This is a genomic window from Bacillus sp. FSL R10-2201 (assembly GCF_038008665.1).
GTDB classification, from domain to species: domain Bacteria; phylum Bacillota; class Bacilli; order Bacillales; family Bacillaceae_G; genus Bacillus_A; species Bacillus_A mycoides.
Genome location: NZ_JBBOZP010000001.1, coordinates 4343359 through 4356092 on the forward strand (window position 1 = coordinate 4343359; position 12734 = coordinate 4356092).

Here is a 12734-nt window from a genome sequence, read left to right on the forward strand (position 1 = left end):
AATTTCGGTTAGCAACTCCAAGGTGTTCTTCACATATACCGCCTCATCAGGCTCTCACCGTCCCTGACTCGCTTTGGATTATAGTATATACTACTTTTCCTTATCATCGTCTTTCGTTTTGTTAAACTAAAATTAATGTACTACATTCGAGAGAAAGATGCAAGATGCCAGAAAATATATCAGCGATTTTTATAATATATCGACTTACCGACATTTTCCGACAATCGTGCCATAAAAAAATTGCCGGACTTAATCCGGCAATTTTTTATTACTTACGTAACTCCGCACCAAATTTCTCTTCTACCGCTGTTAATACACGGTTATGTGCTTCTGTTACTTCTTCGTCTGTTAATGTACGTTCTGCATCGAAGTAGTTCATAGAGAATGCAAGTGATTTCTTGCCTTCTTCCATTTTTTCACCTTCGTATAAGTCGAATAGTGCTACGTCTTTCAGAAGTTCTCCGCCAGCTTCAGCAATGACTTGCTTCATTTCACCAGCTTTTGTTTCTGTTGTTACTACAACAGCCATATCACGTGTCATAGATGGGAAACGTGGAATTGCTAAGTAGTAAGTTTCCTCAGCGTCTGCACCGAATACTTTTGCAAGAGATAATTCGAATACGAATGTATTTTTCACATCTAATTGTTTTTCTGTTTCCGGGTGCAATTGACCGATGAATCCGATTGCTTCACCATCTAATACGATGTCAGCTGTACGGCCTGGGTGCATACCTTCACGTTTTGCTGGTGCATAAGTGATTTGATTTGCCACGCCAAGTACGTCGAATAATCCTTCTAATACACCTTTAACAACGAAGAAGTCTACAACTTTCTTTTCACCTTGCCATGCATGGTGAAGAGCAAGACCTGTCATAACACCTGCAAGATGTTGTTCTTCTTTCGGAAGTTCTCCTGCTTCTGTTGGTAAGAAGATAGAACCTACTTCATATAATGCAACGCTGTCGTTTTTACGTGCAACATTGTATGAAACTGCTTCTAACAATTGTGGCACTAAGCTTAAACGAAGTTGGCTACGCTCTTCGCTCATTGGAAGCGCAAGATTTACAGGAGCTTTTTCGTTCGGCTCAACCATATATTGTTTCGCTTTGTCAGCGCTTGTTAATGAATATGTGATTGCTTCATATAAACCAGCACCTTCTAGGAAGCGGCGTACTTTACGACGTTTCGTTTGTGCTGATGTTAATTTACCACGTGTCATTGTTCCAGATGGTAATGTAACTGGAATGTGATCATAACCATACAGACGACCTACTTCTTCTACTAAGTCTTCTGAAATTGTAATGTCAGGACGACGTGCTGGTACATTTACATGGAATGTTCCTTCTACTTCTGTGAATGGGAATTTCAGGTTTGTGAACATTGTACCCATTTCACTCGCAGAAATATCTGTACCTAATACACGGTTTACTTTTTCAGCTGTAACAGATACTGTACGTTCTTGTACTTGTAAGTTATCAGCTTCTACTACACCTTCAAGTGCTTCTCCACCAGCGTATTTTGCCATTAAAGCAGCTGCGTGTTGAATTGCTTCAAATGTACGTGTTGGGTCGATTCCCTTTTCAAAACGTGCACTTGATTCGCTACGAAGACCTAAGTCTTTTGATGTACGGCGCACTGTTTGACCTGCAAAGTATGCAGACTCAATTAGAACGTTTACTGTCTCGCTATCAACTTCAGAATCCGCTCCGCCCATTACACCAGCAACAGCTAACGCTTTTGTGCCATTTGTAATTACAAGATGGTGGCTTTGTAACGTACGTTCTTGAGCATCTAATGTTTGAATCTTTTCGCCTTCTTTTGCAAGACGAACAACGATTTCTTTTGAACCTAATTTATCGTAATCGAATGCATGTAACGGTTGACCGTATTCCATTAAAATGTAGTTTGTAATATCAACTACATTACTAATTGGACGAATGCCAGCTGCCATAAGACGAGTTTGCATCCACATTGGTGATGGACCAATCTTTACGTTTTTAACCATTTTTGCAATATATAATGGGTTTTCTTCTTTCGCTTCTACACTTACAGAAATGTAATCAGAAGTTTTTTCTGCTGTTTCTTGTAAGTCGATAGCTGGAAGTTTTACTTCACGGCCGTAAATAGCAGCTACTTCATATGCAACACCTAACATGTTTAAGCAATCTGCACGGTTTGGTGTTAAACCAAGCTCAAGTACTTCATCATTTAAATTTAAAATTTCAAGTGCATCTGCACCAACTTCAGCATCACTCGGGAAGATGAAGATACCGTCTGCATATTCTTTCGCAACGAATTTCCCATCAATACCAAGCTCTTGAAGAGCACAAACCATACCGTGAGAAGCTTCCCCGCGTAGTTTTGCTTTTTTAATTTTGAAGTTACCAGGAAGTACAGCGCCAACTTTTGCAACTGGTACTTTTAAACCTTTTGCAATGTTAGCAGCTCCACAAATAATTTGAACCGGCTCTTCTTCACCGATATCGATTAAGCATTTGCTTAATTTATCAGCTTCTGGGTGTTTTTCACATTCTAATACGTGACCAACTACAACACCTTTTACACCTTTATTTAATACTTCAACACCTTCTACTTCAATACCACTTTTCGTGATTTTGTCTGCTAGTTCTTGTGCTGTTACATCTTTAATATCTACATACTCTTGTAACCAACGATATGATACGAACATATTTATCCTCTCCTTCCCTTACGCTCGTTTGAATTGTTGTAAGAAACGTACATCATTTGTATAGAAATGACGAATGTCATCTACGCCGTATTTCAACATTGCGATACGCTCTGCGCCCATACCGAATGCGAAACCTTGATATTCTTTTGAATCATAACCAGCCATTTCAAGTACGTTCGGGTGAACCATACCTGCTCCTAAAATTTCGATCCAGCCAGTCCCTTTACAAGTGCCACAACCTTTACCGTGACACATCATACAAGAAATATCCATCTCTACAGACGGCTCTGTGAATGGGAAGAAACTTGGACGAAGACGGATTTCACGATCTTCACCGAACATCTTTTTCACGAATACTTGCAGTGTACCTTTTAAGTCACTCATGCGAATGTTTTTATCAATTACAAGACCTTCAATTTGCATGAATTGGTGTGAATGCGTCGCATCATCGTCATCGCGGCGATACACTTTACCAGGACAAATAATTTTAATCGGTCCTTTTTCTTTATTCTTTTCCATCGTACGTGCTTGCACAGAAGATGTATGTGTACGTAGTAACGTTTCTTCTGTAATGTAGAATGTATCTTGCATATCACGCGCTGGGTGATCTTTCGGTAAGTTTAATGCTTCGAAGTTGTAGTAGTCTTTTTCTACTTCCGTCCCTTCAGCTACTTCATAACCCATACCGATGAATACATCTTCAATTTGTTCAACAACTGCTGTTAACGGATGGTGACAACCTGTTTCAACAGGACGACCTGGCAGTGTAACATCAATTGTTTCAGTAGCTAATTTCGCCTCAATTACTGCTTTTTCTAAGTTGCCAATTTTGTCTTCTAGACGCGTTTGAATCGCTTCACGTACTTCATTTACTAATGCTCCCATACGTGGACGCTCTTCTGCTGATAATTTTCCCATGCCGCGTAATACTTCTGTAATTGGACCTTTTTTCCCTAAATACGCTACGCGTACGTCGTTTAAGCCCTTTAGCTCTTTCGCTTCTTCAATAAGCTCTAACGCTTTTTGCTTTAGCTCTTTTAAACGTGCTTCCATTTGGAACCCTCCTAATTTTAAAAATAAAAAAACCCCGCTCCCAAAAAGGGACGAGGTAAATTCGCGGTACCACCCTAAATTGACAGAACAAGTCTGCCCACTCATTAGTTATAACGATCAATTCTGACCGGAACGCCTTTACATATAAATGGTCCTGGCGCCAACTCCAGAGGTGAATTCACTTCCATCTACCATAAGAATGCTTTCAGTCTACGGCACTCTCTCCCTATATGGCGATTTTGTAAGCTACTCTTCTCTATCAACGTTTTTCATTAATATACTTTTATTATATGTTCAAAAAAGTTCGATACTCATTTCACCACTTTTTTATGAACATGTACTTCAACTTATTATAAGAAGTTTTTTATCGATTCGCAACTGGGCTTTGTAAATAATACGTTAAAATCCCTGCTGCAACCGCAACATTTAATGATTCTGCCCCGCCGTAAATCGGAATATACAAGTTTTGATCACTTTTCGCCAGAATTTCTTGGCGTACGCCGCTTCCTTCATTCCCTACAATTAATGCAAAACTTCCAGCCGGGGTTACTTCACCAAATGGAACTCCATTTTCAAGAGCTGTTCCATATACAGGGACGTTATTTTCTTTTAACTTGTCTACCCATTCTTCTAAGTTCCCTTTTACAACCGGTAAGTGGAAAATAGAACCTTGTGTAGATCGTAGTACTTTACTATTATAAACATCAACGCACCCTTCTCCAAGCACAACGGCATGAATACCAGCTGCATCCGCTGTACGAATAATCGTTCCCAAATTACCTGGGTCTTGAAGGCCGTCTAATAAAAGAAATTTCCCATCAGTAAGAGCTACTTCTTTCTCATGTTTCTCACAAACAGCAAATACACCTTGCGTTGTTTCTGTTTCGCGAAGTACTTTTACAATTGCTTCAGGCACAATATACATTTCAACATCATTAACTGTCCAATCTTTCGGAAGATCTGTCTGATCTGAAACGATAAGTTCTGTTACAACTCCTGCCTTTAACGCTTCCTCTACTAAATGGAATCCTTCTACAAAAAATAAAGCTTTGTTATCGCGCTCTTTTTTCGTCTGCAGCTTTTTCCACTGCTTCACACGCGGGTTTTGTACTGAATCAATGTTTTTCATAATATGTATTTCCCTCTCTTCTTGTCTTATCATTATAGCCTATTTTTCATACATATTTACATAAAAAAGAACAAAAACTAACGTCAGTTTCAATTCTGAAGAAGAGGTGAAGATAATGAGTTTTAATTTACGCGGCGCGGTATTAGCGAATGTATCTGGAAATTCACAAGACCAATTACAAGAAACGATTGTCGATGCAATTCAAAGCGGTGAAGAAAAAATGCTTCCAGGTCTTGGCGTTTTATTCGAAGTCATTTGGAAAAATGCTGATGAAAATGAAAAACACGAAATGTTAGGAACACTGGAGCAAGGATTAAAAAAATAAGCAATAAAAGGTCACCTTAGAAAAAAAACTAAGGTGACCTTTTATGTCTATAAAATTTTTCTTCTCCTAAACATTTCTACTTTACTAACGCTACCCCGATGGAGTACAATGTTCAAAATACATTTAAACCGATCGATTTTTCTTCATATACATCATTGGATAAAAGGAGTGAATGTTTTATGCACCGTATTACGCTTGAACAAATTTTTAAACATCACATTACGCAAAAATATGTAAACCGTTCTGGAATGGTCCACGCGATTGCTGTCGCTTATCATGCGTTTCACTTAGCCAAAAAGCATCACGCCTCAGTCGATGCTGCGACAAAGGCTGGCTTCCTTCATGATATCGGACATCATACGTGGTACACGGGCGGCGAATGGGACTATGACTTGTATAAAAAGAATGATATACATGCGATTAAAGGGGCAGAAAGATCTCATAAATTGCTTATTAGATTAGGAGAACATCCTAAACTAGCAAAAGAAATTTCTATTGCGATTCTTCTTCATACAGATTCTTTCTTAGTACAGCAAGAAATTGAAAGAACATCTCTTCAAAACATTATTAAATGGGCAGACGAAGCAGATGAAGAACCGGGCGGAGCGCATCATTATAGAACGATTTCTTATGAAAAAGCATTGAAAGCAATTCAGCAATTAGACCGATTGGTAGAGCGTGAATTACAAATAGAGCAAAAGAAATTGAATGACAAGGCAGAACATAGTTATCAATGAGAAAGAGGCATCACTATAGGGTGATACCTCTTTTATTATTTTGCGAAAAATACACCTTTGTATGTAATATTTAAATGTTACACTCAAAAGCAAAATACTTTATAATTAAATATACAAATATAAAGAGGTGGTTTTACAAATGCAACCCGCTACACAACTTTCTAATGAACAGAAATACTCTATGTCATGGGGACAATTTATTAGCTCCGTTTTATTCGCTTTTTTCGGAACCGGACTTATTACTGTGTTCCTCGCAATGCCCTTAACAATTTATACAGCCGGCCTTACAGATAAAAAACAAATTGCCCTGTATGAATCTATTGCAAATACTGCAAGTATCATATTACAACTAGCCGTGTTGTTATTCTTCATTTTCAAATTCGAACCCGCAAAAAAATTACTACTAAAATCTTTTAACTTTAAAGTACTTAAAGAATGGCGTACATACGTATACTTACTTCTTTTCTTGGCTATAAACATTATACTCAATTACATCTTGTTAAATTATGTGTTCCAAGACGCAACGAAGCAGCAATCTTCCGCACTAAACTTAGACGTTTTTAAGCAGTATCAAATATTATTACTTCTCGGCTTCGCTATACTCACACCAATTTTTGAAGAGCTTATTTTCCGTGGTTTTATACTTCGCTTCTTCTCAGAACGCTTTCCATTTTGGATTGCAGCCATCATAACAAGCTTCTTCTTCGGTATCGCTCATACATACTCACTTGGAGTAATGGTAATTACTTTCTTCATGGGATTATTAATGGCTATTTTATGTAAAAAAACAAAATCCATTATTCCAGCTATGTTATTTCATATTATGAATAATATGTTGGCATTCTTGAGTTAAAAAGAGGTATCATCGCGATACCTCTTTCACTCTTTTATCACAACTTCAAACTCTTCTTCCGTTAACAATTTTCGGTAATTCGTTTTCTTTTCTCCCTCTTCACCAGAAGTTAGAACAGGCGTCAGAATAATTTTCGTTACACTATCTTCTAGTTTTTCAAATCGCCAATAACTATTTTTCGATAATGTAAGACCTGAGTCGGGTATTAACTCGTTTCCATCTTGATCTTTCGCGATAAATTTCACCTCTAATTTCGTTCCATTCAACATTTTATAATTCAACTTCGTAGATATAGGAGAAACTTTTAAATCTTCCACTTCTATTTTTTGACCATTTTCTAATTTAAAATGTTTATGGATTGGGATTGTTTTCGTTTCAGCTTTTAATTTGTCTCCAGATGCTTTGAAGGAAAAGCCCCATTCTCCTTTTATTGAGGTTTTATCTTTTAACGGCATAAGTCTTCTATATATAATTTGTATATCTAGTTCCCCATCCAATTCCATTGGCTTCATTTGTGAATCTTTCAAATTTTTAGTAGTAAAAAATGTGTATGTATAATCATTTACTCTTTGTTTACCTCCACCACCACTACCATTTAACTCTTTTCCATTTATATAAACATCTGGGTACGGTAAAAAAATATCTCCCAGATTAACACTGTTAGACTTAAACGTACTATTAACAATAATCTGCCCTTCATCTATCATCACTTCATCTAACCTTACTTCTACACCGTTATCATAAACTGTTTGTCCTATTGTCGTTTTATATTCTTTTAAAGGTTCCCCTCTACTGTTTACGTAGTCTTCCATTTCACTTCCGATTAACGGTATATCCGCAATCATCCTTCTCATATCTACAGTCATCATCATAATAAATAATGCCGCAGCCGATGTTACAATAGCTATATTACGTTTCGTATGACCTTTGTTCTTTCTTATCTTTTTGCTAATTCGCTTTTGTATTTTCTTTTTCTCTATATGAGTTAAGTTAACTTCTTTATATTCATTTTCATCAATTTTTAGATCATTTAACATTTCATACGGATCTTTCATTTCCTTCACCCCTTTTCTTATTTACTTCATTCGATTATGTAAAAATAATGTCCTTAGCTTCTTCCGGCCTCTCGACAGACGATTGTATATAAAAGAAGTTTTCATCCCCATTTTCTCTGCAATCTCTTCTACACTGTCTTCTTCAACGTAATGCTTCATAAAGATTTCTTTATCGTTCTTCTTTAAATGATCTAATATATGTTCCATATCATTACTAATTTCATTTTTAGTAGTATCGGTATGTACCGCTATTTCACCTATTTGATCTAATCCTTTTTCATTTACTGTCTTCGCATATTTCCTCGCATAATCGATAGATTTATATTTTGTAATAGCTGCAATCCAATTTTTTAAAGTATTTTTCTCCTCATCATACTTTTCAATATGATTCCAAATTGCCAATAACACATCATCCATGCATTCCTCTTGTACATCTTGAAAAGAGGCTAAATGCTTCTGAATAATACTTTTTATAAGTCCGCCGTACCGGTCGATAATAAAATATAATGCTTTTTCGTTCCTTTTCCGTAGTTGCATTGCAACGTTCTCTTCTTTAATTTTCATATGTCCCCTCCTCTCTAACGTTCTCTACATCTATTAATTCGTATCGTTGCTTCTCATTTCTATCAATTTATACATATTTATTAATAATATCCAAAATAAACCTCATGTAGTAAAATATAACTTAATTCACTTAAAGGAGTTTACATATGTTCAGTATTATTTGGATACTTTTTACGCCACTTCTCTTACTATGCGGGATTGCTGGTGGTATTTTTTTAATGGTAACAGGAATTAAATATCGGAAATTACTTGTTATCTTAATGGGGATTATTTGCTTTTCATTCGTTATAATGCCTTTTATTTTTTTGAACAAAGGGATCAATGGAGAGACCGTTCTCCACATTCCACCTGTCCTATATTGGATACTTTTCTCTCTAGCTGGTTTATTAGCAGGATTGAATGGGGTACGTTCAAAAATTAAGAGTATACGCAACATGGGATTCATTATTTTCTCAATAGGACTGTTTGCAGCTATTTGCTATCAACTCATGTCCATGCCTGATTCATCTTTTATTCGTTAAGGGGTTATTACATATGGAATCTACCAACTTATTTATTTGGCTTATCTTAGCCCCTATTTTGTTATTATGTGAAGGCATCGTTGGCATTTTTTTAATTGCTGCCGGAATGAAATATCGAAAATCATTTATCGTTATAGCTGGTTTAATTAGCATATCGCTTATCGTTGTTCCTATCATTTGTATAGGTTTTGGAATAGATTTAGAGGGGATGGTTCCAATTTCAGGAACTTTATATTGGTGTTTCTTCTCTTTAGCTGGACTATTAGCTATTATAAGCGGAGGGCAAATATCGAGTATTCGTTCTATGGGGACAATTTTGTTTATAACAGGGCTGTGCTCCGTAACTGGTTATCATTTTTTATATCTCACTCTTTAAAAAGACAAAAAAGCAGGGGAATTAATTCCCTGCTTTTCTATTTGGTTTATTGCCTGATGGTAAGAAGAACGATAACACCCAAGCAATACCGGCTAATATTGTTGCAATTAAGAAGGCATCGTTAATACCGTTAATTGCAGATAGCTTTGAAATTTGTCCGAATAATAGTTGTGTACTCATCGCATCTCCTGCTTGAGCTGATCCGGCTAATGCCGCTAAGCTTTGGCCCATACCGTGTACTTTATCAACTAAAATCGGGTTTGACGTTGTTAACATATTGCCGTAATCCGCTACGTGAGCAGTAGTTTGTTGCGTCATAAGCGTGATTAATATCGCTGTTCCAATTGAACCAGCTACTTGTCTTGACGTATTTTGCGTTGCTGTACCGTGAGAAATTAATTTCATCGGCAGTGCATTCATACCAGCTGTCATAATTGGCATCATAATGAATGACATACCAATTGAGCGTATAATATAATCCGTCATAATAACGCTATACGGTGTATCCATCGATAACGTTGTAAATTTATATGTCGCAAATGTTGTAATGGCTAATCCGACAATTGCTAACGGACGAATACCATACTTATCAAATAGTTTACCTGCAACTGGTCCCATGATCCCCATAATTAATGATCCTGGAAGTAATAATAAACCAGATTCCATCGGTGTAAAACCGCGAATGTTTTGCAAGTATACTGGAAGTAATAACATACCTCCGAATAAGGCCATCGTTACAATCGCGTTAATTACTAATGTGAAAGTGAACGTCGGATATTTAAACACTTGTAAATCAAGCATTTTATTGTCTGTTGTTAACTCTCTCCAAATAAATACAGCTAAACCAATGACACCGATGATAAGTGTTATAACAACTTCTGCACTAGTCCAGCCATTATTTCCAGCTTCACTAAATCCGTACAGTAAGCTACCTAGTCCAATACTTGAACTAATAACACCGAATACATCTAACTTTGTTTTAGACACTGGCTGAGCTAGTGTAAAGAATTTAAAAGATAAGAACGTAATAATTAAACCGATAACAAACATCCCATAGAACATTAAGTTCCAGCTATAGTTTTCAATTACCCAACCTGTTACAGTTGGTCCGATAGCTGGTGCTAAAATCATCGCTACCCCAAGTAACCCCATAGCTGCTCCGCGTTTATTAGGCGGGAATAATGTCATGAAGATATTCATACCAACTGGCATTAAAATACCCGCACCAACCGCTTGAATAACGCGGCCCGTCATCATCATTGTAAAGTTTCCTGATGTAGCACAAATGATAGATCCTACAGTGAAGAATAACATTGCTGCTATGAATAATTTACGATACGTAAATCGTGAAACTAAAAATGCACTGATTGGTACTAAAATTCCGTTTACAAGCATGAAGCCTGTAATTAACCATTGTGCTGTTGAAGTTGATACGTTAAATTCGTTCATTAATGGAGGCAATGCAACATTAATGATCGTTTGGTTTAAAATAGAAACGAACATACCGAGAATTAGTACAGCTACAACTGCCTTTACATTCACATTCTCTACCGGCAATTGTCTCTTCAGCATTTCTTTTTCCTGTTTTACTTGCTCTTGCTTCCCTGTTTCTAATTCCACTACGTTAGAAGCTTCTGTTTCTTGTTTTTGTTCAAGTTCTTTCTCTACTGTTTCTGCTTGACTTACTTCTATCTTACTTACGGCTGGGACTTGTTCTTCTCCCACATTCGTTTTTTTCTTTCGTAAAAGACGATTTATAAGGAAGAAGACGATTATACAAAATAGTGCATATCCTACAATTGCAATTGAGGACATCTCATCTCCCCCTTACTTATGAATACGAACTGACACATTCATTCCAGGAACAATATTTACTGATTTACTATGATCTAAAGAAATTTTAACTGGTACAACTTGCTTTACTTTCGTATAGTTCGCTGTTGAGTTACTTGATGGTAACATCGAGAATGTATTCGCCGTTGTTAATCCAACTTGTTCTACTTTTCCTGTTAACGTTGTATCTGGGTATGCATCTACATACACATCTACTGTTTGGCCTTTTTGAACATCATCAATATTTGTTTCTTCAATATTTGCTGTTACCCATAAATTGTTCATATCAAATGCGTAAGCAATTGGGCTTCCTGCTCCAACGAACGCATTAGTTGTTGCGTTTGATTGTACAACTGTTGCATTTTGTGGAATTGTTACATCTACTGTTTGCTCACCATTTGCTCCTGCTACAGTAACCGCACCTAATTTATCGTTCTCATTGTAGTTTTTTCCTACTTCAGCTTTCCAGTCTGTTAATTTACCTGCTGCTGGTGATGCAATTGGGATTACTTTCCCGTCAATCTTTGCATTTTCTGTTTTTAAATAGTTTTCTGTTTGATTGTAATAGTAATAACCGCCAATACCGCCGCCAACTAATACAATTAATGTGATAATGTTGATAATTACCATTCTTCGAAACTGATTCATTGCATTCCTCTCCTTATATCGCATATAATTTTTTTCTAAACTATTTATATCCTTAGTGTTTATATTGTTTAATTGTTAATTATATTAACCTTTAAACAAAAAAAGCACACCTTTTACGACGCAAACTATGTTTTGTCTGCATCCTAGCGGTGCTGATTTCTAAAGGACTATCGTTTATAATTATAAATAATTATCCCGAATCTACAACCAACAATTTAAACCTATATGTTGTTTAAACAACATTACACTATACATGTGTTGTTTAAGGTTAAAAAATTAAACGAGGTGAAGTAAAAATGTCTATTAAAAATACAAATGATCCACGTGTAAAACGAACGAGACAACTCATACAGGATGCTTTTGTCGCTTTAGTAGGCGAAAAGGGCTTCGAAAATGTAACTGTGCAACATATCGCGGAACGCGCTCCTGTAAATCGTGCTACATTTTATAGCCATTACCATGATAAATATGATTTATTAGAAAAAAGCATAGAAGAAATGTTAGAAAAACTAGCTGCAGTAATTAAACCACAAAATCGAAATAAAGAAGATTTTCAGCTCACTTTTGATTCACCGCATCCAACTTTTTTAGCTTTGTTTGAGCATATCGCAGACAATACTAATTTCTATAACGTTATGCTCGGCGATAAGGCAGCTGGAAACTATTCTTATAAAATGATGAAAACAATTCAAACACATTTAACATTAAGCCTATCTATTTCCCAGCCAGATGATGAAGACCTTATGGTCCCTCGTGATATTCTTATTAGTTATGTTACAGGCGCTCATATCGGAATGATTATGTCATGGTTAAAAAGAGGCATGATTTATACCCCACATTTCATGGCAATGCAATTAACTCGCTTAATTATTTTAGGAGCTCATACTGCAGCAGGATTAGAAAGACCATTTTAAAAATGAAAAAAGCGAAGGAGGTTATCCTTCGCTTTTT

The 12734-nt window shown here is 36.4% G+C and carries 13 protein-coding genes and 2 other annotated features (1 of these 15 running past the window's edge); of the genes, 6 read left to right on the forward strand and 7 right to left on the reverse strand.

Translation table 11 applies throughout. The annotated features are described in order from the left end of the window. Window positions 1-116: a binding site (T-box leader), on the reverse strand; it reaches 136 nt to the left of the window's first position. 152 nt (window positions 117-268) lie between these two features. From pheT to NSQ69_RS22450, 3 genes are all read right to left on the reverse strand, one after another. After that, entirely contained in the window at window positions 269-2689 is a 2421-nt protein-coding gene (gene pheT / locus NSQ69_RS22440) for a phenylalanine--tRNA ligase subunit beta (protein ID WP_002129337.1), read from the reverse strand. 18 nt (window positions 2690-2707) lie between these two features. Further along, window positions 2708-3742 carry a phenylalanine--tRNA ligase subunit alpha gene (pheS, locus tag NSQ69_RS22445; RefSeq protein ID WP_002015457.1) on the reverse strand — a complete coding sequence of 345 codons (1035 nt, stop codon included), beginning with the start codon at window positions 3740-3742 and terminating at the stop codon, window positions 2708-2710. A gap of 43 nt (window positions 3743-3785) precedes the next feature. After that, window positions 3786-4014, reverse strand: a binding site (T-box leader). Between the two features lie 92 nt (window positions 4015-4106). Next, a complete protein-coding gene (locus NSQ69_RS22450; RefSeq protein WP_002015458.1) occupies window positions 4107-4904 on the reverse strand; it encodes a TrmH family RNA methyltransferase in 798 nt (265 codons plus the stop codon). An 82-nt stretch (window positions 4905-4986) separates the two neighbouring features. On the opposite strand from NSQ69_RS22450, the gene sspI reads away from it, so the two are divergent. The 3 genes from sspI (at window position 4987) to NSQ69_RS22465 (ending at window position 6786) form a co-directional block, all read left to right on the forward strand. Next, window positions 4987-5196, forward strand: coding sequence for a small acid-soluble spore protein SspI (gene sspI / locus NSQ69_RS22455; RefSeq protein ID WP_000009511.1), 210 nt, complete (start codon window positions 4987-4989; stop codon window positions 5194-5196). Between the two features lie 179 nt (window positions 5197-5375). Continuing rightward, entirely contained in the window at window positions 5376-5933 is a 558-nt protein-coding gene (locus tag NSQ69_RS22460) for an HD domain-containing protein (protein WP_002129339.1), read from the forward strand. A 139-nt stretch (window positions 5934-6072) separates the two neighbouring features. Next, entirely contained in the window at window positions 6073-6786 is a 714-nt protein-coding gene (locus tag NSQ69_RS22465) for a CPBP family intramembrane glutamic endopeptidase (RefSeq protein WP_341099680.1), read from the forward strand. 26 nt (window positions 6787-6812) lie between these two features. Here NSQ69_RS22465 and NSQ69_RS22470 read toward each other — a convergent pair whose 3' ends face one another. Both NSQ69_RS22470 and NSQ69_RS22475 read right to left on the reverse strand, forming a co-directional pair. Continuing rightward, window positions 6813-7841, reverse strand: a complete 1029-nt coding sequence (locus tag NSQ69_RS22470; protein WP_002184855.1) for a DUF4179 domain-containing protein — start codon at window positions 7839-7841, stop codon at window positions 6813-6815. A gap of 21 nt (window positions 7842-7862) precedes the next feature. After that, a complete protein-coding gene (locus NSQ69_RS22475) occupies window positions 7863-8405 on the reverse strand; it encodes a sigma-70 family RNA polymerase sigma factor (protein WP_341099683.1) in 543 nt (180 codons plus the stop codon). A 146-nt stretch (window positions 8406-8551) separates the two neighbouring features. Between NSQ69_RS22475 and NSQ69_RS22480 the strand changes: the two genes are divergently transcribed. Next, entirely contained in the window at window positions 8552-8926 is a 375-nt protein-coding gene (locus tag NSQ69_RS22480) for a hypothetical protein (protein ID WP_002034233.1), read from the forward strand. A gap of 13 nt (window positions 8927-8939) precedes the next feature. Further along, entirely contained in the window at window positions 8940-9302 is a 363-nt protein-coding gene (locus tag NSQ69_RS22485; RefSeq protein WP_002167592.1) for a hypothetical protein, read from the forward strand. Window positions 9303-9323: 21 nt separating this feature from the next. Here the strand turns inward: NSQ69_RS22485 and NSQ69_RS22490 are convergent, their stop codons facing one another. Further along, a complete protein-coding gene (locus tag NSQ69_RS22490) occupies window positions 9324-11117 on the reverse strand; it encodes a DHA2 family efflux MFS transporter permease subunit (protein ID WP_002129344.1) in 1794 nt (597 codons plus the stop codon). Between the two features lie 12 nt (window positions 11118-11129). After that, window positions 11130-11783 carry an HlyD family secretion protein gene (locus tag NSQ69_RS22495; protein ID WP_002129345.1) on the reverse strand — a complete coding sequence of 218 codons (654 nt, stop codon included), beginning with the start codon at window positions 11781-11783 and terminating at the stop codon, window positions 11130-11132. A gap of 296 nt (window positions 11784-12079) precedes the next feature. Here NSQ69_RS22495 and NSQ69_RS22500 point away from each other — a divergent pair, with 296 nt between their 5' ends. Further along, on the forward strand, window positions 12080-12697 hold the full coding sequence (locus NSQ69_RS22500; RefSeq protein ID WP_002015467.1) for a TetR/AcrR family transcriptional regulator: 618 nt from the start codon (window positions 12080-12082) through the stop codon (window positions 12695-12697). The last annotated feature ends 37 nt before the right edge of the window (window positions 12698-12734 follow it).

Bases quoted from the DNA above. Each gene is read 5' to 3' on its own strand.
- pheT (WP_002129337.1), bottom strand. From the start codon at position 2,689: ATGTTCGTATCATATCGTTGGTTACAAGAGTATGTAGATATTAAAGAT.
- pheS (WP_002015457.1), bottom strand. From the start codon at position 3,742: ATGGAAGCACGTTTAAAAGAGCTAAAGCAAAAAGCGTTAGAGCTTATT.
- NSQ69_RS22450 (WP_002015458.1), bottom strand. From the start codon at position 4,904: ATGATAAGACAAGAAGAGAGGGAAATACATATTATGAAAAACATTGAT.
- sspI (WP_000009511.1), top strand. From the start codon at position 4,987: ATGAGTTTTAATTTACGCGGCGCGGTATTAGCGAATGTATCTGGAAAT.
- NSQ69_RS22460 (WP_002129339.1), top strand. From the start codon at position 5,376: ATGCACCGTATTACGCTTGAACAAATTTTTAAACATCACATTACGCAA.
- NSQ69_RS22465 (WP_341099680.1), top strand. From the start codon at position 6,073: ATGCAACCCGCTACACAACTTTCTAATGAACAGAAATACTCTATGTCA.
- NSQ69_RS22470 (WP_002184855.1), bottom strand. From the start codon at position 7,841: ATGAAAGATCCGTATGAAATGTTAAATGATCTAAAAATTGATGAAAAT.
- NSQ69_RS22475 (WP_341099683.1), bottom strand. From the start codon at position 8,405: ATGAAAATTAAAGAAGAGAACGTTGCAATGCAACTACGGAAAAGGAAC.
- NSQ69_RS22480 (WP_002034233.1), top strand. From the start codon at position 8,552: ATGTTCAGTATTATTTGGATACTTTTTACGCCACTTCTCTTACTATGC.
- NSQ69_RS22485 (WP_002167592.1), top strand. From the start codon at position 8,940: ATGGAATCTACCAACTTATTTATTTGGCTTATCTTAGCCCCTATTTTG.
- NSQ69_RS22490 (WP_002129344.1), bottom strand. From the start codon at position 11,117: ATGTCCTCAATTGCAATTGTAGGATATGCACTATTTTGTATAATCGTC.
- NSQ69_RS22495 (WP_002129345.1), bottom strand. From the start codon at position 11,783: ATGAATCAGTTTCGAAGAATGGTAATTATCAACATTATCACATTAATT.
- NSQ69_RS22500 (WP_002015467.1), top strand. From the start codon at position 12,080: ATGTCTATTAAAAATACAAATGATCCACGTGTAAAACGAACGAGACAA.